The 26,996-nt window shown below is 50.6% G+C and carries 26 protein-coding genes; 13 read left to right on the plus strand and 13 right to left on the minus strand.

The genetic code is table 11. The features are described 5' to 3' along the window. Window positions 1-17 precede the first annotated feature (17 nt). Genes HGH92_RS30570 through HGH92_RS30580 form a run of 3 tightly spaced genes read left to right on the plus strand, consistent with a single transcriptional unit; the run spans window position 18 to window position 3,628 of the window. A complete protein-coding gene (locus tag HGH92_RS30570) occupies window positions 18-977 on the plus strand; it encodes a sterol desaturase family protein (RefSeq protein ID WP_211092797.1) in 960 nt (319 codons plus the stop codon). Beyond that, window positions 974-2,092, plus strand: a complete 1,119-nt coding sequence (locus HGH92_RS30575) for a TauD/TfdA family dioxygenase (RefSeq protein ID WP_168874649.1) — start codon at window positions 974-976, stop codon at window positions 2,090-2,092. Before HGH92_RS30570 ends, HGH92_RS30575 begins: the two co-directional genes overlap by 4 nt. A gap of 24 nt (window positions 2,093-2,116) precedes the next feature. Further along, window positions 2,117-3,628 (plus strand): pyridoxal phosphate-dependent decarboxylase family protein, encoded by a 1,512-nt coding sequence (locus HGH92_RS30580; RefSeq protein WP_168874650.1) that lies wholly within the window; start codon window positions 2,117-2,119, stop codon window positions 3,626-3,628. 53 nt (window positions 3,629-3,681) lie between these two features. Here the strand turns inward: HGH92_RS30580 and HGH92_RS30585 are convergent, their stop codons facing one another. Continuing rightward, on the minus strand, window positions 3,682-4,818 hold the full coding sequence (locus HGH92_RS30585) for a hypothetical protein (RefSeq protein WP_168874651.1): 1,137 nt from the start codon (window positions 4,816-4,818) through the stop codon (window positions 3,682-3,684). Window positions 4,819-4,992: 174 nt separating this feature from the next. Between HGH92_RS30585 and HGH92_RS30590 the strand changes: the two genes are divergently transcribed. Then, window positions 4,993-5,634: an NADPH-dependent F420 reductase gene (locus HGH92_RS30590; protein ID WP_168874652.1), complete on the plus strand. Its 642-nt coding sequence runs from the start codon at window positions 4,993-4,995 to the stop codon at window positions 5,632-5,634. Here HGH92_RS30590 and HGH92_RS30595 read toward each other — a convergent pair whose 3' ends face one another. After that, window positions 5,635-5,937 carry a hypothetical protein gene (locus tag HGH92_RS30595; protein ID WP_247655093.1) on the minus strand — a complete coding sequence of 101 codons (303 nt, stop codon included), beginning with the start codon at window positions 5,935-5,937 and terminating at the stop codon, window positions 5,635-5,637. A 285-nt stretch (window positions 5,938-6,222) separates the two neighbouring features. Here HGH92_RS30595 and HGH92_RS30600 point away from each other — a divergent pair, with 285 nt between their 5' ends. Then, complete coding sequence (locus HGH92_RS30600) at window positions 6,223-6,819, plus strand: Crp/Fnr family transcriptional regulator (RefSeq protein WP_168874653.1); 597 nt, start codon at window positions 6,223-6,225, stop codon at window positions 6,817-6,819. Window positions 6,820-6,886: 67 nt separating this feature from the next. Continuing rightward, on the plus strand, window positions 6,887-7,354 hold the full coding sequence (locus tag HGH92_RS30605; RefSeq protein WP_168874654.1) for a nuclear transport factor 2 family protein: 468 nt from the start codon (window positions 6,887-6,889) through the stop codon (window positions 7,352-7,354). A 62-nt stretch (window positions 7,355-7,416) separates the two neighbouring features. Here the strand turns inward: HGH92_RS30605 and HGH92_RS30610 are convergent, their stop codons facing one another. The 8 genes from HGH92_RS30610 to HGH92_RS30645 form a co-directional block, all read right to left on the minus strand. After that, on the minus strand, window positions 7,417-7,809 hold the full coding sequence (locus HGH92_RS30610) for a DoxX family protein (protein ID WP_168874655.1): 393 nt from the start codon (window positions 7,807-7,809) through the stop codon (window positions 7,417-7,419). A 34-nt stretch (window positions 7,810-7,843) separates the two neighbouring features. Further along, window positions 7,844-8,821, minus strand: coding sequence for an alpha/beta fold hydrolase (locus tag HGH92_RS30615; RefSeq protein WP_168874656.1), 978 nt, complete (start codon window positions 8,819-8,821; stop codon window positions 7,844-7,846). 2 nt (window positions 8,822-8,823) lie between these two features. Beyond that, the gene (locus HGH92_RS30620) at window positions 8,824-9,255 is read right to left on the minus strand and encodes a hypothetical protein (protein WP_168874657.1); all 432 of its coding nucleotides are present in this window, start codon (window positions 9,253-9,255) and stop codon (window positions 8,824-8,826) included. Further along, the gene (locus tag HGH92_RS30625; RefSeq protein WP_168874658.1) at window positions 9,252-10,214 is read right to left on the minus strand and encodes a heme-binding domain-containing protein; all 963 of its coding nucleotides are present in this window, start codon (window positions 10,212-10,214) and stop codon (window positions 9,252-9,254) included. Before HGH92_RS30625 ends, HGH92_RS30620 begins: the two co-directional genes overlap by 4 nt. A gap of 123 nt (window positions 10,215-10,337) precedes the next feature. Further along, window positions 10,338-11,114: a DUF1223 domain-containing protein gene (locus HGH92_RS30630; RefSeq protein ID WP_168874659.1), complete on the minus strand. Its 777-nt coding sequence runs from the start codon at window positions 11,112-11,114 to the stop codon at window positions 10,338-10,340. 77 nt (window positions 11,115-11,191) lie between these two features. Next, complete coding sequence (locus tag HGH92_RS30635) at window positions 11,192-11,965, minus strand: alpha/beta hydrolase (protein ID WP_168874660.1); 774 nt, start codon at window positions 11,963-11,965, stop codon at window positions 11,192-11,194. 1 nt (window position 11,966) lies between these two features. Next, complete coding sequence (locus tag HGH92_RS30640; RefSeq protein WP_168874661.1) at window positions 11,967-12,392, minus strand: organic hydroperoxide resistance protein; 426 nt, start codon at window positions 12,390-12,392, stop codon at window positions 11,967-11,969. A gap of 41 nt (window positions 12,393-12,433) precedes the next feature. After that, window positions 12,434-12,901, minus strand: a complete 468-nt coding sequence (locus HGH92_RS30645) for a protein-disulfide reductase DsbD domain-containing protein (RefSeq protein ID WP_168874662.1) — start codon at window positions 12,899-12,901, stop codon at window positions 12,434-12,436. A gap of 312 nt (window positions 12,902-13,213) precedes the next feature. On the opposite strand from HGH92_RS30645, the gene HGH92_RS30650 reads away from it, so the two are divergent. The 6 genes from HGH92_RS30650 (at window position 13,214) to HGH92_RS30675 (ending at window position 21,030) form a co-directional block, all read left to right on the plus strand. Beyond that, window positions 13,214-14,239: a sensor histidine kinase gene (locus HGH92_RS30650; protein WP_168874663.1), complete on the plus strand. Its 1,026-nt coding sequence runs from the start codon at window positions 13,214-13,216 to the stop codon at window positions 14,237-14,239. After that, on the plus strand, window positions 14,220-14,981 hold the full coding sequence (locus HGH92_RS30655) for a LytR/AlgR family response regulator transcription factor (RefSeq protein WP_168874664.1): 762 nt from the start codon (window positions 14,220-14,222) through the stop codon (window positions 14,979-14,981). Before HGH92_RS30650 ends, HGH92_RS30655 begins: the two co-directional genes overlap by 20 nt. A gap of 134 nt (window positions 14,982-15,115) precedes the next feature. After that, window positions 15,116-18,406: a phage baseplate assembly protein V gene (locus HGH92_RS30660; RefSeq protein WP_168874665.1), complete on the plus strand. Its 3,291-nt coding sequence runs from the start codon at window positions 15,116-15,118 to the stop codon at window positions 18,404-18,406. Window positions 18,407-18,423: 17 nt separating this feature from the next. Further along, on the plus strand, window positions 18,424-19,077 hold the full coding sequence (locus HGH92_RS30665) for a hypothetical protein (RefSeq protein WP_168874666.1): 654 nt from the start codon (window positions 18,424-18,426) through the stop codon (window positions 19,075-19,077). A gap of 9 nt (window positions 19,078-19,086) precedes the next feature. Beyond that, window positions 19,087-19,425 (plus strand): DUF4280 domain-containing protein, encoded by a 339-nt coding sequence (locus tag HGH92_RS30670; RefSeq protein ID WP_168874667.1) that lies wholly within the window; start codon window positions 19,087-19,089, stop codon window positions 19,423-19,425. A gap of 657 nt (window positions 19,426-20,082) precedes the next feature. Continuing rightward, window positions 20,083-21,030 carry a terpene synthase family protein gene (locus tag HGH92_RS30675; protein ID WP_168874668.1) on the plus strand — a complete coding sequence of 316 codons (948 nt, stop codon included), beginning with the start codon at window positions 20,083-20,085 and terminating at the stop codon, window positions 21,028-21,030. Here the strand turns inward: HGH92_RS30675 and HGH92_RS30680 are convergent, their stop codons facing one another. Next, window positions 21,031-22,830 carry a hybrid sensor histidine kinase/response regulator gene (locus HGH92_RS30680; RefSeq protein ID WP_168874669.1) on the minus strand — a complete coding sequence of 600 codons (1,800 nt, stop codon included), beginning with the start codon at window positions 22,828-22,830 and terminating at the stop codon, window positions 21,031-21,033. A 203-nt stretch (window positions 22,831-23,033) separates the two neighbouring features. On the opposite strand from HGH92_RS30680, the gene HGH92_RS30685 reads away from it, so the two are divergent. Beyond that, on the plus strand, window positions 23,034-24,194 hold the full coding sequence (locus HGH92_RS30685; protein WP_168874670.1) for a cytochrome P450: 1,161 nt from the start codon (window positions 23,034-23,036) through the stop codon (window positions 24,192-24,194). Here HGH92_RS30685 and HGH92_RS30690 read toward each other — a convergent pair. Then, window positions 24,180-25,163, minus strand: a complete 984-nt coding sequence (locus tag HGH92_RS30690; RefSeq protein WP_168874671.1) for a terpene synthase family protein — start codon at window positions 25,161-25,163, stop codon at window positions 24,180-24,182. The genes HGH92_RS30685 and HGH92_RS30690 overlap by 15 nt on opposite strands. 72 nt (window positions 25,164-25,235) lie before the next feature. Continuing rightward, a complete protein-coding gene (locus HGH92_RS30695; protein ID WP_168874672.1) occupies window positions 25,236-26,990 on the minus strand; it encodes a hybrid sensor histidine kinase/response regulator in 1,755 nt (584 codons plus the stop codon). Window positions 26,991-26,996: the final 6 nt, after the last annotated feature.

Raw genomic sequence — 26,996 nt, forward strand, 5'->3', positions numbered from 1 at the left:
CGCTTAATGACTATGCTATGGAAACTGTTCTCCCGCTGTTGCTGGGAAAAATGCAAACTGTATTTGGATATATCGTGTTGGGGCTGGTGATATTGGAATGGGTAATACTGGTGATCTCCAAAAAGATGGAGAGCAACCGCGAAGGATGGGTGAACGTGGTCTCTTATGTGCTGGACAGCTTCCCGTATTTTTTCCTCGGTAAGTTCGTTGTTTTCGGCACCATGATGTGGATGTACGAATACCGTTTCTTTACCCTCGGGTATGCCTGGTACATATGGATACTCGCTTACCTGACGTACGATTTCATGTTCTGGCTCGTGCATTATCTCGGGCATAAAGTCCGTTTCTTCTGGTGTATCCACGGCGTGCATCATACCGCTGAAGAAATGAAGCTGACGGTGGCCGTGCGTGGTTCCTTTCTGGGAATACTGCATATACCCCTTACCGTTATCGCCCTGCCCGTACTGGGCTTCGATCCTTTCATGATCTTCATCTGCGAAGCTGTCGCAAGGCTGTACGGACTTTATGAACATGTGAACGATCATTTCGATGACATTGTCGGCAAACAGCGGTGGCTGGAGTTTTTGTTCATCACACCCTCCGTGCACCGCGTGCATCACGCCAAAAACCACATCTATCTCGACAGAAATTACGGAGAAACTTTTTCCATATGGGACAGGACCTTCGGCACTTTTCAGACCGAGATGGAACAGGTGAAGCCGGTGTACGGTTTGCTAAATGACAAGATCAGCGGCAGGAACCTGTTGCAGGTACAGCTACAGCTGTGGCGCGACCTGTGGACCGATGTGAAACAGGCGCCCGGACTGAAAAATAAACTGAAATACATCATCATGCCTCCGGGCTGGAACCATATCGATGGCGGTAAAATGGCCGCCGCATACCGCGCAGAAGGCTGGAAAGTTCTGCGGGAAGAGAAGAAGAAAAAATTAGTCGCCCAATTAAACCCTTCAGCATGAAAAACATGACCATCACCACACCCGATATTATCAGGGACGTATGGCAGGAAACGGCCGTGCCGCCGCCATCCGCACCACTCATTGTAGACATCACCGCGCGGGAATCTACCGCGATGTACTATATAGGCCGGCAGTTGGTCCGCGAATACGGGAGCTATGAAAATCCCGCGTTCATCGCCACGCTGCACCTCAATGCCTATCAGCTGTTACCTGAGCGCATAGCCCGCATCCTAAGCCACTTCGGTACCGATTATTCCGCCGGCCAGTATGGCGCTGTTGTTTTCAGGGGATTGGTACAGGTAGACCAGGACGACCTGGGTAAAACACCTTCCAGCTGGAAGGACGTCGATTATGACAAACTGAAAGCCTATGGTTTTATCAGTAGCCTGATGCATGGTGCCGTGCCCAGCAAGCCCGTTCAGTACTACGCGCAGCGCAAAGGCGGTGGGCTGCTGCACGCCATCATCCCGGATGAGCAAATGAGCCATACGCAGACCGGCAGCGGTTCCCGTACCGATCTGTTTGTACATACGGAAGATGCTTTCCTCTTTCATCAGGCCGATTTCCTCAGTTTCCTGTTTGTCCGCAATGAAGAAAGAGTGCCTTCCACGTTGTATTCTATCCGTTCACATGGCGCTACCGACGAGGTGATGCGGCCTTTGTTCCGCCCCCTGTACAAATGCCCTAAAGACGCCAACTACGCCAGGGACGCGGCCGCAGGGGAGGAGGTAAGCACCGCTGTGCTGTACGGCAATGAAACGTATCCTTTCATCCGCTTCGATGCTGCCGAGCAAATTCATAATCCGGATGCCGGCCAGAGCGCCGAAGCCATGCATTACCTGGAAGAGTTCTGGAAAGTGGCCAGGACGCATATCTACAATGATTTTGTTCCCGAAGCAGGAGACCTCATCTTCGTTAACAACCACCTCTGCGCGCACGGCAGAAACGCTTTTGTGGCCGGTTACAGGGAAGAAAAAGGCGTGCTGGTGCCCTGCGAACGAAGGATGATGTTGCGCGTGATGAGCAAGACCAGCTTAATTCATATCCGTGCCGTCACCAAAACAGACGACCCTTATTTTATCATGGAAGAACATTACGGCAATGTCTTCCGCTAAGTCATCTCCCGAAAAAAAATTGATATGCATACAGACCAGATCACCCTTGCAGCTCCTGTGCTGCCACAGGGCAAAAACAATAAATTACTGAAAGACATCTTCTATGAAGAAACGTCCGCGGAATATCACCAGGCGCTGGAGAAAGCGCGAACGGCCGTGGAAGACTTCCTGCACCATACTAAGCAACCTTTTACCGGCATCCGGCCGGCAGATATGCGCGAAGCGGTATACAGCGTGGATTTGACCCGTCCGCTGAGCGGTTATGACGAACTGCTGGCCGAGGTAAATGAATTGTATGTCCGTCATGCTACCGCCTTTCACCTGCCGCAGTATATTGCGCACCTGAACTGCCCGGTGGTGATACCGGCGCTGGCGGCGGAAGTGATCATCAGTGCCATCAATTCTTCGCAGGACACGTACGACCAGAGCGCCGGCGGCACTTTCATCGAAAGAAGGCTGATCGACTGGACGGCCCACGAGATCGGCTACACGAACGCTGACGGCGTATTCACCGGCGGCGGTTCACAGTCTAATCTGATGGGGCTGTTGCTGGCAAGGGACCATTTTGCGATGCAACGTCTGGGACACAATATCAAACTGGAAGGATTGCCGGCGCAGGCCAGCCGCTTCCGGATATTTGTCTCCGATAAAGCCCATTTCAGTAACGATAAAAACGCTTCGTTGCTGGGGCTGGGCGAGCAGGCTATTGTCCGGGTGAAAACGGATAGCCGTTTCCGTATGGATGCCGCTGCCCTGAAAGCAGCGCTGGACTGGCAACTGGGCCTGGGGAACATTCCGATTGCCGTCGTTGCCACCGCGGGGACCACTGACTTCGGCAACATAGACCCATTGCAGCCTATTGCGGCCCTTGCGGCGGAGTACCAGGTATGGATGCACGTAGATGCCGCCTATGGCTGTGGTTTGCTGCTGTCCGGTAAATACCGGCATCTGCTGAACGGCCTGGAGCAGGCCGATTCTGTGACGATCGATTACCATAAGTCTTTCTTTCAGCCTATCAGTAGCAGCGCTTTCCTGGTGAGAGACAAGGCCACGTTGCAGCTGGTAAGGCATCATGCCGACTACCTGAATCCGGCGGAACAGGATTATGAAGCGCTGCCGGCACAGATCAACAAATCGATCACACAGAGCACGCGCCGTTTTGACGCGCTGAAACTCTGGTGTACGCTGCGGTTGATGGGAAAACAGAAACTGGGCATTTATACTGATATGATCATTGACACGGCGGCAGGTACGGCCGCTTTGTTGCAGCAGGACCCTGAGTTTGACCTCCTGAGCAGTTCGGACCTGAGCGTGCTGGTGTTCCGTTTCCGGCCGATGGCACTGGATACGGACCTGTCGGCGCTGAACCTGCGTATTAAACAGTCATTGTTTTTCGATGGGACTTATATTCTGGCCAGTACTAAAGTAGACGGTAATTTCTACCTGAAATTCACCATACTGAACCCGGTGACTACGCTGGCGCATATACGGGAAATTCTGGCGGCGGTGAAAGCGAAGGGATATAGCTTGTTGTAGGTGTTTATAGACCTGTCCCGGCGCCAGCTGGCCCGGGACAGGCATTTTACGGATTATTTAACGATGACGCCGGCGGCGGCCCATTGCGTTTTAGGCAGGAATATCTTTCCGGATTGTGTATCTACTTTAAACCGGGTGCCTGTTTCGCCGATCCAGATAATATGATCTTTACTGTCCCAGGTAAACTTTTTCGGAGATTCAAATATCACTTTCACATTATCGGCGCTTTGTTTCCATACCAACTGGTTGTTGCCATTGTCTGATTGCTCTACGGCGAAAACAGGATAAACGACTGCCGGTTGCCCGTTCCTGCTCCCCGGAGGAGAAGGGGCCATGGGTGGTGGTGAAGTGGCCGCATCATACAATGACAAGGTTTGGTTCATGATGGAGGAGGCTTTCTCAGCCAGTATTTCCTTGTCCTCCGTTTTCATTTCAAATTTTTTAACCAGCTTCATTTTGGCGTCGTACAAACTATGTGTATGGTCTGTGCTGAACAGGATAGCATAGAAGACCGGCTGCGCGCCGATCTTAAAGGTCTTTACTTCCACGATGCCGGCGGAGTCTTCGGATTTATTGTTGTACAAGGGAAGATAGGATTTAAACAATCCTTTCATGACCGGCTTTAATGTTTCGTCATTATCGGCAATAACGGCGTAATGGTCAAAACCTGGTGGCGGCGGCATCGCCGGTGGTGGCGGTGGCGGGGGCGGGGCCAGTTTGTTCGGGCTTTTGGTGGGCTTTGGCACTGGCGGTGGGGGCGCTACTACTGCTGCATAATATTTGGCAATAATATATTTTCCTTCATTTTTGAAATCGGAATATTCTTCTTTCAGCGGAATGATCTTACCATCCTGTTCGCTGCGGAGGTACAGCTTGTTTTTATCGTGTACATACGTATAGGCGTTATTGTTAACCTTTACTTCACCCGGTTGAATATAGGAAAACGTCAGGATGTTGCCGGTGGAGGTGTTTACAATCAGGTCTTTCACTTCGTCGTCGAAGTTGTACAGCGCCAGTTCGTTGCCTGACTGAAATTCCTCGCAGTACTTATGAACAGGTTTTACCAGTTCATTGCCCAGCGTATCTGTAACACCATATTTGCCGCCGACTTTAAAGGAATAGTACTTGTTTTGGGCGAACACGGTACTGCTGACTGCCAGTAACAGCGCAGTGGTCAATAGTTTTTGCATGCTCTTGTATGTTGTGGATTTGAATAACGGGTTAGTTTTCGGGTTAACGTTCGGGGCGAAAATAGGGATTTTCCGGGGTGTTTCTTTGTTTTAAATTGATTATTTTCGTTTCCTGTTTAACCACTTCTGCCTGCTGCAAGCATTGTTAGTATCTGTCACCCAAAAAAACATCTTATGAAAATTGGTATCATTGGTTCCGGCGCCGTAGGGCAAACACTGGCCAAAGGGTTTCAGCAGGAGGGCCATACCGTCACCCTGGGCACGCGTGACACTTCCAAACCGGAAGTGGTCCAATTCAACAAAGACACCGGTATTACCGTAGCAGATTTTGAGACGACCGCGAAAACGGCCGAACTTATCGTGCTGTCCACCAAAGGAGGGGCTGCGGCTGACGCGCTGCGGCTGGCGGGCATCGCCAACCTTGATAAGAAGATTGTCATCGATACCACCAATCCGCTGGCGGAGAAGGGGCCCGAACATGGCTTGTTGCACTTCTTTACCACGCTGGAGTTTTCGCTGATGGAGCAATTGCAGCAGCTGGCGCCGGCTGCCAGGTTTGTGAAAGCATTTAATTCCGTGGGCAATGCCAGGATGTATAAGCCTCAGTTCAGCGAAGGAAAACCGTCTATGTTCATTTGCGGCAATGATGACGAAGCCAAGAAAACGGTGACCGGTCTGTTGACGGCTTTCGGCTGGGAAACGGAAGACATGGGCACTGTGGAGGCTGCCCGGGCCATTGAGCCGCTGTGCATCCTGTGGTGCATCCCCGGTTTTCTGCATAACAGCTGGTCACATGCGTTTAAGCTGCTGAAATAATCATCCTGCAGAAAGATATAACCGAAGGATATACGACATTTCATAGAGCAGGAAGATCATGACCAGCGCTCCGTGAAATGTCTGGTTACTTATCCTGATAGCCATCAGGCAAAGCACTACGTGCGCGATATTACGCGCCGGATACTCCCATCCGAAATGGTGCAGGTACAACGTGCCTTTCAGCATCGTGTCCACCACATCGGCCACAAACGAAAAGGCCAGCACGCTCCCACCACCAGAAATGTACCAGCAGGATGAAGATGTATCCCACCCAGCTGAGATGTATCCAGTAAGGCTTTTCACGTCCGGGATGCTGGATGAATTTGGCGGTGCCTTTGAGAAGATGAGCAAGGCTCAGGCTGAGAATAAACCCGATGACCATTCTAACGTGGCCGAATGTTTCCATAGCGTGCGTTTATCAGTGTTCAAAGTCAAATAGAGGTCACTGTTTTTTGTTTTTCCGACTACATCACCAGCGGATATTTTGGTTTACGTTGATAATTGAATTTAATCAAATGCCGCCGAAAAACAAAGGATGAAGACTCAAAACAATCAAAAGTGTTTATCTTCATTGCTTAATGTGCCGTCATGCATCCATCATTTCAAATATTTCGCGATGTAGTTAATAAAATCAGTCCCATCGGGGATAAAGACTGGCAATTGTGTGAGCCCGGCCTGGGACTCAAAACCCTGCCCAAATCGGCCTTCTTTGTAGAAGAAGGAAAAGTATACCGCGAAATCGGATTTGTTGTAAAAGGATTACTGCGCTCTTATTATTTGGTGGAAGGCGAAGAGATCAACACCGCCTTTTTTACGGAAGGTCAATGGCCCAAAGCCTACCATAGCTTTCTCACACAAACAGCCAGCAGGCAATGGATACAGGCACTCGAAGACTCAGAATTGATAACGATCAGTTATAAACAGCTGCAATATCTGTTTGCAAACAGCCCTGCCTGGGAACGGTTCGGACGTATTGCAACCGAAAACCTTTATATAGCCTCACAGTTACGCAGTGAAATGTTATTACTTGAAAAACCCGCCGAACGATACATCAACCTGGCCAAAACACATCCCCACTTACTGGAGCGCGTGCCACTCTACCATCTGGCTTCCTACATTGGCATCAAACAACCATCCCTCAGCAGGATCCGTAAAAGGCTTGCAAAAATAAATACCGCCATATAACGATTATAACCTGGGTTATAGGACCAACGTTGCCACCTGCTTTACCTTCGGCAATAAAAAGAAGGTTATGAAAAAAGCGATCCAGGCCATAATCCTGTCATTACTGCTCTTATTTCAATCCCGGCTTCATGCACAAAATGAAAAAACAACAGCCATGCAACAAACGATCATTCAATTACACCGCACCATCATGAAAGCTGTCAAAGACAAGGATGGCGCCCCCCTGCACGAATCATTGAAGAGCGATTTTATCTTCACCTCTGCCACTGCCGAGCTGTGGGACAAGGATAAATTCATCAACGGCTTTGCCTTAAACCCTTCCCTGCAATTTCCCGAATTTGCACCACAGGGCCAGCAGGTGATCATTAATGATAATACAGCCGTACTCACCGCGCTCGTGCATATTAAGATCGTTCGCGGCGCCGCCGCACCCCAGGAGCTGTGGGAACGTACCACTGAAACCTATGTAAGGCAACAAGGCGTATGGAAACTACTGGCTCTCCACGCCACGTTTCTGCCCGGTCTCCCAAAATGAAAGAAGCTGCCTCCAATTAATTTTGAGACAGCTTCCTTCGCACTTTAAAAAAACACCGGTCATCACGATACTACTGCTGCATAATTCGCCGGGTACAGTCTTCTGAACATCAGGTAAGCGGCGGACAACACGCTGAAGGCAATGATAGCATCCACCGTGGCGGGGAAGCCCAGCACGCTTATCTTAGAGAAGAAGGCGAAAGTGATATCGAAGAACATACCGGCAAACACCCATTCTTTCAGCCGCAGGAATTTGTTGGGGATTAAAAGCGTGATAATACCGGCAATTTTAAAGACTCCCAGGATGTAAATGAAATGCGGAGGATAACCTAACTGCTGTGTAATGCCCCATACGATTGGGTTGCCGGTCAGTTCAAAGAAACCGCTTGCGCCAAACCAGAGTGACATAAAAATAGTGGCGGACCAATAGATGATAGTAGCTGTCTTTGTGTTCATTGTTTTAATTTTTATAAGATGAAAAGAGATGGATTTATTTGGCTAACTGTTCTGCCTCTACGATAGCCGCTGTAAAGGCTTCGGGGGCTTCGGCGGGCAGGTTGTGGCCAATGCCTCCTGTGATGGTATGATGTACATATTTCCCTTTAAATTTGGCGGCATAGGAGGCAGGATCGGGGTGCGGTGCGCCGTTGGCGTCTCCTTCGAGCGTCACTGCCGGCACGTTGATCACGGGGCCCTGTGCCAGTCTTTTTTCCAGTGCGTCGTATTGTTTTTCGCCCTGTGCCAGTCCCAGTCGCCAGCGATAGTTGTGAATGACGATGGCCACATGGTCGGGGTTGTCAAAGGAAGCGGCGCTTTCTTCAAAAGTGCTGTCACTGAAATGCCACTGTGGTGAGGCTGTTTGCCAGATAAGCCGGTTGAACGCACGGGTGTTGGCCTGATATCCTGCCTGCCCGCGCTCGGTGGCGAAGTAAAACTGGTACCACCATGCCTGTTCTGCTTTCGGGGCCAGGGGCGCCTGATTGGCCTGCTGGCTGCCGATCAGGTAACCGCTGACAGACACCAGCGCTTTGGTACGCTCCGGCCATAGGGCGGCGATGATATCGGCTGTGCGCGCACCCCAGTCAAATCCACCGATAATGGCCTGTTTTATTTTCAGCGCGTCCATCAGGGCGATGATATCTGCTGCAAAAGCAGACTGCTGGCCGTTGCGCATGGTCTGTGCTGAAAGGAACCGTGTACTGCCGTAACCGCGCAGATAAGGCACGATCACATGATAACCCTTGCCTGCCAGCTGCGTGGCTACGGCGGTGTAACTGTGGATGTCGTACGGCCAGCCGTGAAGAAGGATAACCGCTTGCCCGTTTGCGGGGCCGGCTTCTGCGTAACCTACGTTCAGCACCCCGGCGTTGATTTGTTTGACAGGCCCGATGCTGTCTGTGGCGAATGCCGTGGTGCTGCCGGATATAATAAGCAGCGCTGCTGCGATAATGTGTTGGACCGTTTTCATGATTATGGTATTTGAACTGGTTTATAAGTCATGATGTAAGCTATTCTCTCTGCCTGTGGCGTCTGGTGTTGCAACGTGCCTAAATCAAGCTGGTAGGCAATGGAGTCGTTACTGCCGGCCTGTATGGTTTCTACGCTCAGCAACTCGCCGTTTATCTTGCTGCCGAAGTATTGTGGGTTGTCATGATAGCGCCAGGTGACCAGTTTCATGACGGCGCCGGCTATTACCTGATGGCCGTCTTTGGAGAGTGACCGGAGGGCGCTATCATTGCCGTACAAAGCTGACATGGTTTCCTGTTTCGGGTTCAGCGAAGAGGCGATGAATGACAGATCGCCGGGCTCAAATACAATGCGTGCCTGGTCATTGGAGGGCTGCTCATTTTTGCAGGCGGTGAAAAAGGCAGCGGTCATTAACAGGAGAAGCATACGGTTCATTGGGCAAGAATTTTTTCGGTTAAGCTTTTCGGATTTACTTTCATGGGAACATCGAAGAGGTAGCCTGTGGAAGCTGACAGTTGCCGGTGGCAGCCGATGCAGGACTGCTGTGCAAACAGCGCGTCTTTTCCTGTAGGCGTCAGTCGCTGTCCGCTGAACTTGGCGAAGCCCCAGCCTTCAGTATCCTTGTATTTTTCAGCGTTCTTTTCCATGAACTGTGCGTTCACAAACTCGCCAGGCCTGATTTCCCCGTTAGGCTGTTCTTCCTGTTTCCATACGGCTTTCACTACAATGGCGCCGTCAGGCCAGGGAAAGAAGCGTTCTTCACGCACCGCTTTTACGGCGATATCGTTGCCATAGATAACCCGGATGGAATGATCGAAGAGGGTGCTCATACTAATGACGGTCCACTGTTTGAAGGCATCGGTGTATTTCACGCCATTGGGAGACACCGGGAATGTTTTGGGCAAGGCGCCTGCAGCGGCCGGCGGCGTGCTGTGTGGCGCTTCATTGCCGGCGAGGGACAGTGTATATTTTTTAATGATGGCAATATCCTGCGCTGTCACTTTTGCACCGGGATGCAGCAGCAGGTATTCGCGGAGCGGCATCCTGCCTGCCTGCATCATATTGAGGATAGCATACATTTTGCCGGTACGTTCACCGGCGGACAGCTTGTCCCATTCGGAGAAATTCATCACTTCCCGGGCGCGGTCCACATCCTTTTTTACAGCCCAGGAGGCCGGCGCCAGCTGATCGAACCAGCTTAGCTTTTGTTCGTTGGAGTGGCAGTTATAGCAGGAGCGCTGCAGGATGGCCAGGACCGCTGCCGGCGCTTCGTCCATGTGTCCGGTAACGGGTTTGGAAGCGATCGGCGGGTTGAACAGTTGCAGGGCTGTCAACACTGCCACAACCGCAGCAGGAATGAAGTAAATGCGTTTTATGTTTTTGGTCGTTTGCATGTGGATTGTTTTTCCGTGTTTGATAGCTCAAAGGTAGATGCAGTGCGGCCGGGAGGGAACCTGAAACTGGCGGGCCGGACATATTGGAGGCTGAATCAGACATTTCCGGCCTCCAGTCTGATATCACCATTCCAGTTTGGCCGACTGCGTGATAGCGCCGGTGTTTTTATGCTGTACAAAAGCAATTACTTCCCATCCGTTTTGGTGGAAATCTTCCGGCAGTGAAAGGCTTACTGCTCCCTGTTCTTTCAGCTCCTGCTGCTGTAGCTGGCGGACAATCTGCACATGGGCCAGCTGTTTGCCTGCATTCTCACCGGCGTTTACCTGTGAACTGGCGTTTTTCTGTACCAACGCCACCACGATGCGGGCTTTTTTGTTGGCCACGGCGCCGTCATAGGTTATTTTCAACTCCCGGTTGGCCTGCACTGCTTTTAAAGAGAGCGGTTGGGCGCTGGTTTCCTGCAAGGCTGCGCTGACAGCCCCTAACACGGCGCCTTCCTCTGAGCCTACCATTTCTGTTTTGCCGTTAACGATCAGTTGTGGTGTATAGATGTTGTTGAGGCGCAGCCAGGAAGCGTATTGTTTTTGTCTTTCGGTAAAACCTGCCTGGCTGAAGCGGTCTTTCCATCCCTGATGGTCCCAGTAATCCACGTGAAAGGCCATGATGTAAAGCTGTTTGTTGTTGTTGCCCTGTTGCAGCCTTGCGATGAGCGCATCTGCCGGCGGGCAGCTCCAGCAACCTTCGGAGGTAAACAGCTCTACCACCGCAAACCCTTTGTCATTGTTATCTTTCTGAATATTGGCTATCATGGTCTTGTGGCTGGCGTTGCGGAACGCCATCATGGCAATAAAAATCAGCGGGAGGCCTATGTACAAAGCGATTTCTTTAATGTATTTCATGGTGAATCTGTTTTAAGCGGTTAATGACAAAGGGTTTGGTATGGGCCTTTCTTCCGGGAAGAAAGGCCCGTGGTGGTTTACCTGGAGGCTGCGATGATCACATCGGCCACTTCCTTCGGATGGGAGACGAATACCGCGTGACTGGCGCCTTTGATCTCTGTGACGGCGGCACCGGAGCGTTGGTACATGTTTCTCAGAATAATGGGATTGATACTTTTGTCGGCCGTGGGAACGATGCCAAAGGATGGTTTGTTATGCCATGCCGCGGCGGTGACAGGTGTGCCGAAGGAAGCCGCTGCTATGGGTTTCTGGGCGTCTGCCATAAAAATTGCCTGTTCGTGCGGAAGGTCTGCGGCGAAACCTTTATGGAATTTTTCGCGGTCGTAGTATACCAGCCCGTCTTTGTCGGGCGGCAGGATACCATTTTCCGGCAGGGCGGGGGCGGTGCCCAACCATTTCGTAGTGGCTTCGCCGTTATCCGGCTGAAAGGCCGTTACATATACGAGGGAGGCTACTTTGGGATGCGCGCTTACTTCTGTGATCACGGTGCCACCCCAGGAATGGCCTACCAGTACGGCGGCCCCGTCTTGTCGGTCCAACGCTTTTTTCACTACGGCCGCGTCATCCTGCAGGGAAGTAAGCGGGATCTGGGCGATGGTCACGCGGTATCCTTTTTTAGTAAGGATATCATAAACTCCTTTCCATCCGGAGCCATCTACGAAGGCGCCATGTACGAGCACTACGTTTTTGATTTTAGCGGCGGTGGTTTGCGCGGTAGTGATGGTGGTGCTGAACAGTACCGCGATGACGGCCGAAAACAGGAGGCTGAGTTTTTTGCTGATGGTTTTCATATCAGATGATGTTAGTGGTGACGTTAACGTTTCCTTTGATGGCTTTGGAGTAAGGACAGGTTTGGTGGGCCAGGTCTACCAGCTGTTGCGCCGTTTCCGGCGCGATGCCGGGCAGCTGGACGGCAAGGCGGGCCTGCAGGAAGTAGTTGCCGTCTGTAGTGCCAAGGTCTACTTCCGCGTCTACCAGCGTGTTCGTTGGCAGGGCAATGCCCAGTTTTTTAGCGGCCAGTCCCAGCGCGCCGATATAACATGCTGACCACCCTGCGGCAAAAAGTTGTTCCGGGTTGGTGCCGGCGCCGCTGGTGCCGGGAGGAGACAGTAATATATCCAGTCTGCCATCGTTGCTTTTGGCGCTTCCTTCCCTGCCGCCGGTAGTACGGGTTTGGGCGGTGTACAATACTTTCTCAATGGCTACGGTGTTGTTCATCGTTTTAAATTTTAATAAGGGTGATGTGAATGTTTTTTTATTTATTTGATGTGGATGTTAAAAGAGATGGTCTCCGGCGGCAGGCATTGGCGGGGACTGCAAACGGTGAATTCGATGGAGCCCTTTATAATGGCGCTTTTGCCAGTCAGCTTGACTTTCTGCTGAAACACTGCTTCACGCTCGAAATAGCTGATGTCCGCACCGAACAGTTTTTCAAAGCGGGTAACAGGTTCCGGCTGGTTAATCTTTCCTTCCGGGTAGTAAGATGGGTCAGGAAGAAAACTGAAAGCCAGTCTCACTGGGCTGTTGGCCGGATTGTTCAGTGCGTACAGGTGCCATCCGTCAGCCAGGGTGGCGGTGATCAGAACGACAGCCTCGCCGGCGGCTGTTTTCCGGGCGCTATAGCTCCACTTAACAGGTTGTTCTACCGGTACAGGTGTGGCTGCATGGCTGAAGCCTGATAAAGGGCTGGTCAGCAGCAGTAGCAGTGTGAAAAATATTTTTTGCATCTTGGGTGTTTTTTGATGTTGCTGGTAGATGGTTGCCCTGCTAATCCTGCGGTGAGCAACGATTACAGCACAAAGAGAATACAAACCAGGGCAAAGGCATAGTACAAACCTGTTGAATCCGGCATTCGGGCGGCTGAAATGGACAATGGCCACCCTGAAGGATTTCAGGCCCAATGAGGTGATAACAAGAGGATTGTCTGATTCAGCGGACAGATTGTCCGGTCCGGAGGCGGATATGCCTGGTCCGGCCACTGAAATGGCGGCTTTCCGGCTCAGGAACAATACATTTGCAACAGATCCAATTATTAAAAGGTGAATACACAACAACAACCGGCATTTAAAATATCCAACCGGATCATATGGTTAAGCTCCATCTCCCTGGGGATACTGACCGCCATTCCGAAAATCGCCGATCATCATTTTGTGCTGTATGAAGCATTGGTGGACGCTGCGGTCACCTCGGGGTTCTCGCTGCTGATATGGTACTATAACGTATATACGTTCCCGTCATATACCGCCAAAAACGCCGGTGGGTTTGGTACCAAACGGCTGTTGCGGAATTTGCTGGTGGGCCTGGTCATCATGTTTATATTATCCTGTGTCCAGCAGTATCTATTGTCCCACCTGAATTTCGGGCCGGTGATGCTGATGTTTGAGGTAAGGGGGATATTGATCAACCTGACGTTTTATATGTTTATTCACCTGCTGCACCAGAGTTACCTGAACCAGCAGGTGTCCCTGGAGCTGGAGCGTACCACCTCCGCGAATCTGTGGGCGCAGTACGAACTGCTGAAACAACAGGTAAACCCGCACTTTCTTTTCAACAGCCTGAACACGCTGAAATACATGGTCGAGAGCGACGACCGGCAGGCGGTCAACTTCATCCTGAAGCTGTCCGATTTTTACCGGTTTACCCTGGAAAGCCGGAAGCTGAACCTGATAAGGCTATCGGAAGAAACGGAGATACTGGGTTCCTATGTATATCTGCTGAAGGCCCGTTTTGAAAGTGGTTTTGAACTGGAAACAAATATTGCCGAAAACGTATATGCGTCAATGATACCGCCTTTTACGTTGCAGTTGCTGATAGAAAACTGTATCAAACATAATATCGTTTCGGAGGAAAAACCGTTGCATATTGCGCTTTATTCCACCGCGGAGCATATTGTGGTGGAAAACAATATCCAGCTCAAACGGGTGCCGGAATCCTCTACAGGGATAGGTTTGGAAAATATCAACCAGCGGTATCAGCACCTGCTGGGCGGTGAGATGATCATCGATGTTACTGCTGAAAAGTTTATCGTTAAACTACCGATTATATATGAACGCCATCATCATTGAGGATGAAATCAAGGCCGCAAGGTCACTGGAAAACCTGATCGTGAAGTTACGGCCGTCTATCCAGGTACTGGCCAAACTGCAGAGCGTGGAGGCAGCCATCGACTGGCTGTCGCACCACGACATGCCCGGCCTGATTTTTATGGACATCCAGCTGTCTGACGGCCTGAGTTTTGATATATTCAAGTCCGTTACCATTACCTGTCCGGTAATATTCTGTACGGCTTACGGCGAGTACGCGCTCGACGCCATCAAAGCCAATGGGGTGGACTATCTGCTGAAACCCTTCTCCGAAGACGACCTGAGTAAAGCCCTGGAAAAAGTGGATAATTTCCGGAATTTTTTCCAGCAGCATTCCGGCGGCAACCTGGAAGACCTTATCCGTAAAATAAGTGTGGATGAAGGAAAGAAGAGTTTCCTGGTGTTTAAGAACAACAAGTATTTGACCGTGCAGACCGACCAGATCGCGTATATCTATATCAAGTACACGTCGCCTTCCATTGTGACTTTTAAAGGGGAGGAATATACTATCACCCAGTCGCTGGACCAGGTGCAGCAGCAGTTATCGGCGAAGCAGTTTTACCGGTTGAACCGCCAGTACCTGATCAATTTCACCGCTATCCGGGAAGTAGAGCATTATTTCGCGCGGAAACTACTGGTAAACCTGCATGTAAATACTCCCGAAAAACTATTGATCGGAAAAGAGAAAACGGCTGTTTTCCTGCGCTGGCTGGAGGAAAGGTAGGGGTGACGGGGTTGATATGATAACAGATATTATATATGCCGGGGGATGAAAAGATATTGCAGGGAAATGAATTTTGTGTAAATTCACGCCATCATATCTTTTTAAACAAAATATTGTATTAACCCTTTACATGTATGGCCCAACTGACCGATACCATGTTTAGCATTGATGGTAACCCCGTATTACAGTTCACCTCTTTTGCGCTAAACCAGTCCATATTTGATCATCATCAGTTTACATTAATTTGTCCGGCACAAGCCATCGATGGCCTTAGCGGCATTTTTTCGTCTTCGCGGGACATGATCGGCAGCTCCTTTGGGGCGCACATCACCGGCGTAGGGCTGAAAGGAGACCTAACGTTTAATGGTATTGTTACCAGTGTGGAAACGTCGCGGGTAAACGGCCAATACGGGGAAATCATCATCTCCGGCTACAGTCCCACTATCGTGCTGGACAATGGCCCGCATTGCAAAACCTGGGAACAGAAGCCGCTGCGGGACATAGCGCAGGACGTGCTGCGGTTCTTCCCGCAAAATCAATTGTCTCCCAAAGTACAGCCACTGGCCAAGGAACCATATGATTATATGGTACAGTACAAGGAGACAGCATGGGCTTTTTTGCAGCGTATCAGCGCTGAAAACGGAGAGTGGTTGTTCTGGGACGGCCGGAACCTCGTACTGGGGCCACCTACCGGTGATGCCAAAACTTCCCTCGTATATGGAAGCACGTTAAGCCACTTCAATATCAACCTGAATGCCCGTCCCACGCGGACGCAATATATGGGCTGGGACTACCAGAACAGTGAATTGTACACCAGCGTGCCCCAGGCGGGGAACATAAGCCAGAAAGCGGGGCTGAATTCCCTCGGTGAAAAAGTACATGAGAAAGCGCAGGCCATCTTCAGCACACAGCCCAAGCAGTGGAACTTCCGGTATACCGGCAGCAAAAAGCAGCAGGACGAAATGGCTACCCTGCACAGCGCCATGGAAGGCAGCAAGATGGTGCGGCTGACCGGCCATAGCGGCCATCCCGGCGTGGCTATCGGGGCCAGGGCCGAGATCGTGTCTAACAACGTATTTAACGGCAGCACGGAAGGTTACGGAGAATATATTGTGACCCAGATCAGCCACTTTGTAGATACCAAAGGCGATTACCGCAACGAGTTCACGGCGGTGCCGTCGTCTGTTCACCTGCCGCCGGTTTCCATACCTCAGGCGCCTGTTTGTGAAACGCAGAGCGCTATCGTGACCGACAACCACGATCCTAAAGGCATGGGCCGGATCAGGGTAAAGTTCCACTGGATGAACGGCGAGGAAAAGACGCCCTGGGTGCGGATCGCATCGCCTCATGGCGGCGGCGGCAAAGGACATTTCTTTGTCCCTGAAATTGACGAGGAAGTGATCGTGGGCTTTGAAAATGACAGCGCCGTCAAGCCTTATGTCATCGGCACCGTTTATCACGGCAATGCCAATACTTCCTTCAGCAACGCCGACAACGACGTTAAAACCATACAGACGCGCAGCGGCAACAAGATCGTCTACAACGACGGCAACAACAGCATGATCGTACAGGATGCCAGCGGCAATACCGTCACCATGGACGGCAACGGCAGCATCATCATCGACGCGTCCAGCGCCAACGTGACCATCAACGCACCGAAAACCATGAGCCTGCGCTCCACAGATATGAACATCGTGGTGGACAATATGCTGCACATGACCGTCGGCAATATGCTGCAGATGGACGTGGGCAACCAGATGATGATCAACGCCATGGCACAGATGCTGGTCAATACGCCGGAGATGAAGCAGCTGGTCTCCAAATACATGCACCTCCAGGCCACCAAAGCACTGATCCATACCCCCAAAGGGGAGATGAAGATCGAAGCCGAGGATTTTTATATCGCCGGACAGAAGAAGCTGTTCCTGCATTCCGATGAAACGGCCACGCTCAACTCCAAAGGCACCGCCGAAATGAAAGGCCAGCAGGGGAATAAACACAGTAATACCCCCATGCAGTACGAGCCGGCCACGCCAACCATACAATCCAAGTGTATCGTGCATTTCCGGCCCAAAATTGGCTGGGCGGGCGAAGACTTCGGGTTTGACTGGTACCGTAATAGCGACACCAGCGCACCCGGCGACGTCGACTATGATGAACATGTTGGCAAACACTACAGGGACGCCGCTTTCACCCAGCTGCTCACCAACCTGAATGATTATTCCGCCCATTTCAAAAAGGACGATGCGATGGTCCGTTCCCTGAAGTCCAACGAATACCATGCGCATAAGATAGTATGGAAGCCCAAAAAGGACGCTTCCGGCACAGAAATGAAGGATGCCAGCGGCGCTACCATCTATGAGCAGTATTTTGGCGCATGGCTGAGCCTTTACCCGTCGCAAAAGACCACGCCGCCGCCAAAGGCCGCTGCCGCAGGGGCTCCGGCGTCTACGCCGCCCGCACCGGTGGCCACAGGGTATACCAATACCAAAGCCACGCTGAGCCTCTATGTGGAAGTTGAAGAAGAACCGGACCTGCTGCGCTTTGAGGACAACAGCCACTTTACCATTACCCCCAAAGAAACTCCCTTAAAGGGAATCGGGAAAGGGCTGCATAAAATGAATGATGCCGTCACCATAGAATGCCTGACCGCATTTGCCACCGACCAGACGATTGTGGTGAATGCCGTCACCAAGAACCCTGATGGTACCGAAACCGTTACGAAAGCCGGTTTTGTGAAGGTGATGGCCAATAATTCCGCCAAACGCCGGAAAAAGAAGATCGTGCTGGTGAAAGTGGCCACCCCGCCCATGTCTACCGCCGTGGCGCAGACTGGCAGCACCAGCGGGCAGAAAGACCTGTTCGCCAAATACCTGAAGCAGGCGCTGATCAATGTGGAAGTGGTGGAAGAAACGCTGAACGTGACCGCAGATCCCGGTTTTCAGCCGGGAGGCGCCTATAACAACGGCGGCCAGATCGTAGCTTACTATATCGGTGGCGCACCGTCAGGTTTCGTCACCCTGGAGAACCACCTCTATAGCAAACTGAAAGCGCAGCTGAAAGCAGCCAATCCGGCGGATGAACATAAATATGACCGGTACTTCAGGGCCTATTACATGGGTGAAGGCGGCGGATATATGGAAAGTGGCAGCCTCAATGGCCTCAATGGTTATTCCATCGGCAGCTCTGTGATGCTTTTCCCCACGAAGAACGACCAGACCGCCGCGCATGAGTTCCTGCATTCGCTGAATCTGCCGCATTCCTTCAGCAATCCGGGTTCCAGCCCTCACGCCAAGTATACCTATGAAAGCAGGCTTACAGAGAACTTAATGGACTACTCGCACCAGGTCATCCCGGCTATCGTAAGAAGCTCCCTGTGGCACTGGCAATGGGTGATCGCAAACGCCAAAGCAGACCCGGAATAAACTATAAAACCATGTTTATGACTAAATACATCCTGCTATTTTTACTGACCATAGGCGCTGCATGTAATGCACAGGTAACGAACCAGACCAAACAAACAAAAGGAAATAACATGAACAATCCTGTTGTAACAAAAGACTTTGAAAAATTCGATTCCGTACTGTTTGATAACAGAAAAGATAAAAGCGAAAATGTGCTGAGGGCCACGCAGCCCGACGGCTCCTACCTGGAGATGAGCGTCTGGGACGGCGGTATGGGCTATAGCCTCACGCCCCGGTCTTCCTATTATATGCTGCAGAAAGTATATTACAGGAGCAACGGCAATATCAGGGCAAAAGGCCTGTATTTTAATAACGGGTTCCTGCAGCTGGGCACCTGGTACGAGTTCGACGAACAGGGCAGGCTGGTCAGGGAGGTTAACTATGACAAGGACTATCACCTGAAACTGGAGGACGTGCTTCGGTTCTGCGAGCAGGAACGTATCCCGGTAGACAGGGGGCCGATTCTCCAGAGCACTGGTTACCATACGAAGATCCGCAGGGCTGGCAACACCCAGGGAAAAACCTGGACCATCGAGTGGCTGAAGGAGCCTCAAAAGGTGGAGAAAATCATGCTAGATGACGCTACCGGCAAGGTACTTAACAGAACAGAGACGAATTTCACCAATAATTAAGCGCTTGTTATGCCGCAGAAAATAACAGAACAGGCCGTCCTGGTGTGCGATAAGGGCGCAGCGCCTTCAAAACTGAAAGTCACCAGCCAGCAATTCTACGAAGTGGAAGGCAAGCTGGTGGCTACAGAGCAGGACAAGGGCGCCGAAGTGAACATCCCCAGCTTCGGCGCCTGTACCATTACCCGGGGCAAATGTGTGCCTGCGCCCGTCGCCTGGCAGCAGCCCGCGGAAAAAGATACTATCAACGATATGAAACTGCTCACCGAAAAATCTACCTGCCAATGCGGAGTGGGCGGGAAGATCTCTATACAACATAAAGGCTTCGGGGAAAATCACGAGGTAGCTTAACCAACCAAAAACAGATTTTTTACGTAACTTATATAACGGGGAGCATTTGCCTCTGCCGGTGATGTAGTATTGCCATCCCTATTTGCCCCGGCCGGGGGCGGATTTTTACCACCCTGCCGAGGTGTTTGCGTTGCTGCCGCGGGGAGCAACACAGTCCACCAACATAGAGAGCGTAATAGCTACCGCCAACGGGCTGATTAAAAAACCCTGGTTATCAGACTATTTTTACAAAACGGAACATCAGCGAACTAAACAGCCAACAGTAACTGTAACTGGTAAATGAAGAAGCACAAACAGATTTGCATTTGAACAGACAGCTGGAAGCTGTATTTATTGCCGGCGAAAATGAAACTGTCACGGGAAGGTATACGGGACCTTTGTCGATTTGATTAATGTTTTATTAAAGCATATCTCATTGGATTAGCCCAGGGTATTTTATACTTTGGGCTTTTTTGGCTGCACGGCTACGGCAGCGCCTATACGATTTAGGTAATATGTGATTTTTAGCTATATTAATAAAACAACGACACATTTTTTCTTAAAATAGCCAGACCATCAGCTTGTACCCTTAGCGATTGGTTAGATCTACACTTTAGAATGCTACCACCTTATTTCATTTCTTATTTTTTTCTCCTTCACTTTTTAAATCAAATTGTTATGTTAAATCGAAAGTATGCAATGGTCACTATCCCTGGTGACGTTAAAATCAGCGATTATAGTGAAACCGTACAGGCCAACACAGTGAACTGGGCGCAGGAATTTAACCTGTCGCCTTTTTTTAAACCGTTGAAATGGTACGATCGGGCCCTGTTTGGGGTACAGGCCGCCCGTGAATATCCCTTTGCCAGCCTGGAACACATTACGTTGGCAGGAGAACTGCTGACATGGCTGTTCACCGTTGATGACAGCTGTGACAGAGGATCGGAAGACAAAATCAGGGCCGTGCAGATGACTGCCCAGTTGGACGTATTCATCAGTATTTTGCAGGGAAGGATTTACCAGGGCAACGGACAGCTGGAGCTGGCACTGGGGAATATTGTTGGTAAGCTGCGGACTATTTGCAGCGACCGGCCTTTCCTGTATCAGCAATTTAGTATCCACATGACAGACTACCTGACCGAATGCAAGCTGGAAATCAAAATGCAACTTCACCGGCATCGGATGACCATAGAGGATTATTACAGGGAGCGTCCGTTTACCGGCTTTTGCATTATGTATCCGTTGGTGGCCATGTTTGCCGGATTACGTATTCCAGAGGAGGTGTACACGCACCCTGTCGTTAGAAAAATTGAACTGGAGATCAGTTTGTTGGGTTGCTTATCCAATGACCTGCATTCTATTCGTCGTGAGGCGGAACTGGAAGAAGGTGGATTTAACCTGATACTGATTGCCAAGAGGGAACTTGATCTAACAATGGACGATGCCATTGAATTTGTCGCGGAGGAACATAGCCGTCATCTGCGGGAATTTGAAACAGCACGTACGCTGCTTCCTGATTTTGGGGACCGTATCAATACACAGCTGGCGAAATACATTGCCGGTGTATATCAGATCGTGAGAGGATATGATGATTGGGCCGTACTGGACACGGAGCGTTACCGGTAATTACATCAAAGCCCTGTAGGGCAGGTACTTAGCCAATGCCAGACATAGTTCACCAAAATCAATCGGCTTTTTTAGGAATCCATTGGCGCCGATAGCTACAGCTTCATTTTCAGAGAATGCTTCGCTGGCACTGACAATTAAAACAGGGATGCTTTTTAAGGCGGAGTGTTCCCTCATCCGCTTTAAAAGCATCTCGCCTGACAATCCGGGCATGTTGAGGTCGGTAATGACAAGATTGGGATTGTCTGCTATAATACTGGCAATGGCACTGTCGACATTTGCATCTTTGTATAATTTGGCATCTATGCCCCATTTCTTCAGGAAGCGCATGACCCATCCGGCTCCCATCGCGTCGTCTTCAAACATGGATACCTTTGATTTCCAGAAGATGTTCTTTCCATCTGCGACTTTGTTGAGCTGCACAACAGGTTTTTCGCCGGCCTCATAGGGAATCTTTACGAACATGGTTGTCAGCTCAGGGTCGGGCTGTGGCACGATGGAGATTTCTCCTCCAAGCAGCTCCACCATGTGTTTGGTGATGGCCAGGCCTAATCCGCTGCTGGATTCATTTTCGCTTTTTGCCACAAAGCGCTCAAATGCCGCCTTGGCAATCATAGGATCTATTTTCCCGGTATTCGTGATTTCCAATGTCCACCAGGCATCAGCTTTTTTAAGCACTACCTTAATCACCGTATTGTTGGTCGTATATTTAATACCATTAGACAGCAGGTTATTGAAGATTTTGGTGATGATCATTTTATCGCTGTGAATGGCTTGTTTCAGCGCATCATCAATTTCCAGTTCTATCTTAATGCCTTTAGGGGCGGCCAGATAGGAGTGGGCGGCGATGGTGGAATTGACAAGGCCAAACAGGGAAAAGTCTTCTTTGTTGACTTCAATAAACTTACCGCTTTCAATTTTGGCGATTTCCAGCACGTGATTGATGATATTGCGGGTAAGTGCAGTGGAACTATAGAGTTGGTCCGCCATTTCGCCACCATGAGGCAGTTGGTATTCTTCGGCGGAGTCTTCTTCTTCCAGTATCGATAGCTTGTCTTTCTTCAACAGGAATAACTGTGCAATGCTGTATACCACATTTAACGGCGTTCTTACTTCGTGAAAGACTTCAGACAGATAGGCGGTTTTCCGCTCAGATGCCATTTGAAGCCGGCGGGATTCGGCCAACAGACCATTAATTTGCGCAGCGTAAGACGCCAATATGGCCAAAATAATGATCAACAGCGCAATACTCGTTGACCAGCGCATGATGGTGGTGGTGCTTTTGCTGAATTCCAACGGAGTGACGAACCGGAGGTAGGCATTCGAGATAATATAGACCACCATGGCCAGACATCCTATTACTCCATATAAGAGCGCTTTGTTTTTTTTATAAAGTACAAAGGAAGATATCAGATAGAATGTCATCACCGTCATAAACGCCAGCAGCATTTCAAGGGAAATGCCTTCACCCAGTACAGTAGACCAATAGCCGATAAAAGCCACATTCGTGATCAGCATTACCAGTACTGCCCGAAAAAACTGTCTTTTTTGATTCAGCAAAACTACACCCAGAAAACAAAGTGTTTCCAGTGGAACACCGATTAAAAACAAGGGGCTTCGTTTGAGGGAGTAAAAGTACCCACCAATACCAACAACTAACAAGGCGAAGACGATTGCAATGACGTTTAGGGATATGGCTGAGCGTCTTGCCACCTCTTTTTCGTCGACGTACATGCCTGCTACCGGTTGTAACAGCATTTGTTTGGTCACGTCAGACATCGTAATACGCTCTGGTTTCATATTTCGGATATATTGAGGGTCATAGATAGACGAACTTCTCCTCCTGCACGTTGTAAGCGGGTATTCATTAAAGGCCTTAGTTTCACTTTTTTGGGTTACGGAATCAGGGTACAGTTTTGTGGGTAAGATAAATAAAATTATCGAATTTCTAAGTAATTTACCACCAAAGTGATTGTTCAACATTCTCTAATCCATTACTAAACATGAAAACGCCTTTGAGCCAACATCCCCTGCATCCGCGTATGCAGGCTGCACTACCTTTTTTCGACACCGGATTCACCCCTTACTATTCAGACCATATTCCCGGCGCCTGGCAGGTGACACGTTATGAGGATGTGGTGGCTGTGTTGAGTGACTATGCTACTTTTTCCAGTGAGTACATCCCTAAAACCGATGACAACGTATTTACGCGTAACCTGAACGTGACAGACCCGCCGAAACACAAGCACTTGCGGGCGTTGGCCACCAAAGCGTTTTCGCCGGCCATCATCGCCCAGTCCGAAGGCTGGATACGGCAACAGTGTGAAGAATTGTTGTTGCCACATCTGTCTGCCGGTTCTATTGAATTTGTGGGAGACTTTGCTTTACAGTTGCCTCATCGTGTGATCTCCCGGCTGCTGGGCGTACCGGATGCCGAGGTGGAGAAGGTAAGACAATGGATCATTGCGGTGGCAGGCGATCCACGGGTCATAGGGGTGGAGATTTTCGGCCGCTCCATGCAGGAAATGAGCATCTTTTTCTCTGACCTCATTCAGAAACGGACCGCGCATCCGCAAGACGACCTGATTTCACAGCTGATCACTTCCGAAGTGGAAGGTAACAGACTGGAAACGATGGACGTGATAGCGATGTGCGTAGCTATTTTCCTGGGAGGTTATGAAACCACGAAGAGCTCCCTGGCCAATGCCATGTATATCTTCTCCCAGCTGCCGGACATTCAGGCGCACCTGGCGGGGCATACGGAAGATATTCCGAAGGCGATCACGGAAGCATTGCGGGTATTGTCGCCGGTAAAAGGATTTCCGAGAATAGCTGCGAAGGACACCATGGTTTCCTCCGCAGCCATTAAAAAAGGTGATCTGGTAAATGTCTCTGTGAGCACAGCGAATAAAGATGAAGCTGTTTTCGCAAATCCGGACGCTTTTGATATGGACCGTTCCAACCTCAACCAGGCACTGAGTTTCGGGCATGGTATCCATTATTGCCTGGGTGCGCCGCTGGCCAGGGTGGAAACACGGATTGCTTTTGAAACGATCTTCAGCCATGCGCGGGTACGGCTGGCGTCGGCCGTGGAGCCGGAACCTGAAATCAGCGCGCTGGTATACAGTTTAAAAAGCCTGCCGCTGGTATTAGACAAGATCTAACGCCACGTGGCCATATTCAAAGTTGTACCGTGCTGTTTCCCGGTAGCTCCAGTCCATGTTGCCACGCAGAATAGCGCCAAGAATGCGGACATACTTTTTCACAGCAGCATCGTAGGCGCCGAAGGAGGGGAGCTGGGCAGACACTTTTTCGAACTGTCGCATTTCCTGGTCATGCAGGGCTGCTGCCTGTACAATGGCCTTTTCCAGCGAAAGTTTCCTTTCAGCTTTCATGATCAGCACCATGTTATGCTGGTCGCCATGGTCCAGTTCCTTCGACAGGGAAAAGAGATCGTTGGCCCAGCATACCAGGTTGCGCGCCAGCACCACTAATTCCGTCACTGCCGGATGTTGAAGGATATCGGCCGGCAGTGATATCTCTTCTATCACTTCAATCATGTCTGTACTGACATGCGCCGCTCCGAGGTATTGCCTCCTCTTGTAAAACTCAGCTACGGACGGGAGCTGACCGGTTTGAACGTTACCATATTCCCACAATCCTGCGGCAAACATTTTATGCAGGCTTTCCACGAAATGGCGTTGCCATTCGGGCGTGCTGATGGCCTTGAAACGGATCCATACGTCCGCCAGCGCCGCCATGACGCCGGTATCGCCTGCTTTGGGCGGTTGCGGGTCTGACAGGATCTGTTTACAGGCCGCTACGAAACTTTCAAAGTTTAAACGGGACTGTATCAGTTCATCGCGCTCTATCTGGTTGTCCATGGCGTCGTCCATCACAAATAAAAGCACGTTGGCATCGTTGGCCAGCTTCAGCTGGTCCAGCCCGCATTCGGGATAAAACCGGGCAGTCATCATTCCAAAGTTGTCATCCAGGTATTTTTCGTAACTGCTGTCTGTGTGCAGTGCAAATCTCTTTACCCACGCATTGGTGTGGTCGATGGCATGTTGGTAGTTTGGATTGATCGCTGGCTCAATAGGGCAGTAGAGGATTGGAAGAATTATTGCATTCATATCACATAATTTGGACATATCAAGTTACGGCTAAATATTAATATTTAGCCGTCGACGTTATAATTGCCCGCTTTAGTGACCCGCTTCCGTGACGAGCCTGCTGGACAAAAAAGGTAGTAAGGCATAGTATAATTGTTCCAGCATAATGGGTTTGGAAAGGAATCCTTCGCCATGGGTCCTGGCCGCCGCAATCTCTGCTGTATCTGCATTTCCGCTGATAAAAATCACCGGGACATGGCGCAGCAGGTTGTCCTTGCGGATCTTTCCAAGCAGGGCCATACCAGATATTTCGGGCAGGTAGTAATCGAGCAATATTACGTCGGGCATAATTTCGTGAGCTTTTTCCAGCGCTTCGGCGGATGAGGCGGCGAAAGCGGTGGTACAGCCTAATCGTTTTAGTTGCAGTTCAGCCAGTAGCCGGTTGCTGTGGTCATCGTCCACGCAGAGCACTTTGGCGCCGTAGAATTTCTCAAATTCATTCGGCTGCTGCGGCTGTGATTTCCGGCTGTTATCGGCCACCATCGGGATGCTCAGCCGGAAGGTGCTGCCTTTGCCGGTTTCGCTGGTGGCGGTAAGGGTACCGCCCAGCGTCTCGGCTATTTTCCGGGAGATAGGCAGGCCAAGGCCGGTGCCTTCCCCGGGTTTGGAACCGGTGATATATAAATCGAAAATTTTGTCCAGCTCTTCGGCGGGAATGCCTTTTCCTTCGTCACTCACTTCCAGGATAAAATACCGGTCGGTAGCACGGGCGGTGATGGTAATGGCGCCGCCGGGACAGGAAAATTTAATCGCGTTGGTGAGCAGGTTGCTCAGTATCCGTGTGAGCAGGGCGGCATCTGACACAATGCGACCGGGGATGCCGGCGATCTTTACCTGCAGCGGTACCGGCGAAACGTACTGGTAGCTGTCCAGCTGCTGATAAAGCCATTGCCGTACGGAAAACGGCGCCGGTTGCGGCACATTGTATATGCCGGCTTCAATACGGGCGGTGTCCAGCACTACGTTGGTCATGTCGAGCATATTGCGGGAAGAGGCGTACAGTGCGCGGATCACATCGGTAGACACCTGTATGTGGTCAGGCATGCCTTCATCTTCCGCCTGCAATACCAGTTCATGCGCCAGACCGTAAATAGGGTTCAGCTGCGTACGGTAGTCGTGTGACAGGGAGTTGAGATAGGTGGTTTTATAGCGGTTGGCCTGGTCCAGCGCCAGGGTCCGTTCTTCCACCAGCTGTTCCAGTTCGCGGTTGCTTTTATTGACGGCCCGCTCGTAGAAGTAGAGCAGGAGCGCGTTCATCAGCAATACCGCCCCGGCCGCGAAGAAATATACCAGCCGGTTGTTGCTGATGCTCAGTGGCAGCGGGTCTATCAGATTGCCATACCAGATCACTTTCAGGATAACCGTTACCGTTAACACAAAGGTGATGGCTGCCCATTTATAGCGGCTGGATTTGATGATCAGCAGAGCAGCGCCGCAGAGGAAAACGGCGAGCGCTTCTATGTTGATGGCCGGTCCCAGCAGCGCGCCGTAGTACATAGCGCTGAAGGACTGCAGTATAAAGATGGTCAACAGGGCGGAGTTGGTTTTGCCGACCTTGTTAAACAACGGCACGCCCAGGTAAATAATGGCCATCGCGTAACCGACGCCGGAGATACGAATTTCGTGTGCTGTGTTCCATAAAACCGTAGAGATCAGGAAACACAGGAAAGAGGTTAATAAAGCCAGGGAGTTAAGGATGATAATGACACGCTTGCTGTTTAACGGAAGCGGTGCCCCATCTGTACCAAGGAATGGAAGAGTTTTCAACAGGCGCCATAATCTACGCATACATTC

It is taken from the genome of Chitinophaga varians (genome assembly GCF_012641275.1).
In the GTDB taxonomy this organism is placed as follows: domain Bacteria; phylum Bacteroidota; class Bacteroidia; order Chitinophagales; family Chitinophagaceae; genus Chitinophaga; species Chitinophaga varians_A.

What these genes read in the sequence shown, in the direction of transcription:
- HGH92_RS30570 (WP_211092797.1), top strand. Translation starts at nt 18, where the DNA reads ATGGAAACTGTTCTCCCGCTGTTGCTGGGAAAAATGCAAACTGTATTT.
- HGH92_RS30575 (WP_168874649.1), top strand. Translation starts at nt 974, where the DNA reads ATGAAAAACATGACCATCACCACACCCGATATTATCAGGGACGTATGG.
- HGH92_RS30580 (WP_168874650.1), top strand. Translation starts at nt 2,117, where the DNA reads ATGCATACAGACCAGATCACCCTTGCAGCTCCTGTGCTGCCACAGGGC.
- HGH92_RS30585 (WP_168874651.1), bottom strand. Translation starts at nt 4,818, where the DNA reads ATGCAAAAACTATTGACCACTGCGCTGTTACTGGCAGTCAGCAGTACC.
- HGH92_RS30590 (WP_168874652.1), top strand. Translation starts at nt 4,993, where the DNA reads ATGAAAATTGGTATCATTGGTTCCGGCGCCGTAGGGCAAACACTGGCC.
- HGH92_RS30600 (WP_168874653.1), top strand. Translation starts at nt 6,223, where the DNA reads ATGCATCCATCATTTCAAATATTTCGCGATGTAGTTAATAAAATCAGT.
- HGH92_RS30605 (WP_168874654.1), top strand. Translation starts at nt 6,887, where the DNA reads ATGAAAAAAGCGATCCAGGCCATAATCCTGTCATTACTGCTCTTATTT.
- HGH92_RS30610 (WP_168874655.1), bottom strand. Translation starts at nt 7,809, where the DNA reads ATGAACACAAAGACAGCTACTATCATCTATTGGTCCGCCACTATTTTT.
- HGH92_RS30615 (WP_168874656.1), bottom strand. Translation starts at nt 8,821, where the DNA reads ATGAAAACGGTCCAACACATTATCGCAGCAGCGCTGCTTATTATATCC.
- HGH92_RS30620 (WP_168874657.1), bottom strand. Translation starts at nt 9,255, where the DNA reads ATGAACCGTATGCTTCTCCTGTTAATGACCGCTGCCTTTTTCACCGCC.
- HGH92_RS30625 (WP_168874658.1), bottom strand. Translation starts at nt 10,214, where the DNA reads ATGCAAACGACCAAAAACATAAAACGCATTTACTTCATTCCTGCTGCG.
- HGH92_RS30630 (WP_168874659.1), bottom strand. Translation starts at nt 11,114, where the DNA reads ATGAAATACATTAAAGAAATCGCTTTGTACATAGGCCTCCCGCTGATT.
- HGH92_RS30635 (WP_168874660.1), bottom strand. Translation starts at nt 11,965, where the DNA reads ATGAAAACCATCAGCAAAAAACTCAGCCTCCTGTTTTCGGCCGTCATC.
- HGH92_RS30640 (WP_168874661.1), bottom strand. Translation starts at nt 12,392, where the DNA reads ATGAACAACACCGTAGCCATTGAGAAAGTATTGTACACCGCCCAAACC.
- HGH92_RS30645 (WP_168874662.1), bottom strand. Translation starts at nt 12,901, where the DNA reads ATGCAAAAAATATTTTTCACACTGCTACTGCTGCTGACCAGCCCTTTA.
- HGH92_RS30655 (WP_168874664.1), top strand. Translation starts at nt 14,220, where the DNA reads ATGAACGCCATCATCATTGAGGATGAAATCAAGGCCGCAAGGTCACTG.
- HGH92_RS30660 (WP_168874665.1), top strand. Translation starts at nt 15,116, where the DNA reads ATGGCCCAACTGACCGATACCATGTTTAGCATTGATGGTAACCCCGTA.
- HGH92_RS30665 (WP_168874666.1), top strand. Translation starts at nt 18,424, where the DNA reads ATGACTAAATACATCCTGCTATTTTTACTGACCATAGGCGCTGCATGT.
- HGH92_RS30670 (WP_168874667.1), top strand. Translation starts at nt 19,087, where the DNA reads ATGCCGCAGAAAATAACAGAACAGGCCGTCCTGGTGTGCGATAAGGGC.
- HGH92_RS30675 (WP_168874668.1), top strand. Translation starts at nt 20,083, where the DNA reads ATGTTAAATCGAAAGTATGCAATGGTCACTATCCCTGGTGACGTTAAA.
- HGH92_RS30680 (WP_168874669.1), bottom strand. Translation starts at nt 22,830, where the DNA reads ATGAAACCAGAGCGTATTACGATGTCTGACGTGACCAAACAAATGCTG.
- HGH92_RS30685 (WP_168874670.1), top strand. Translation starts at nt 23,034, where the DNA reads ATGAAAACGCCTTTGAGCCAACATCCCCTGCATCCGCGTATGCAGGCT.
- HGH92_RS30690 (WP_168874671.1), bottom strand. Translation starts at nt 25,163, where the DNA reads ATGAATGCAATAATTCTTCCAATCCTCTACTGCCCTATTGAGCCAGCG.
- HGH92_RS30695 (WP_168874672.1), bottom strand. Translation starts at nt 26,990, where the DNA reads ATGCGTAGATTATGGCGCCTGTTGAAAACTCTTCCATTCCTTGGTACA.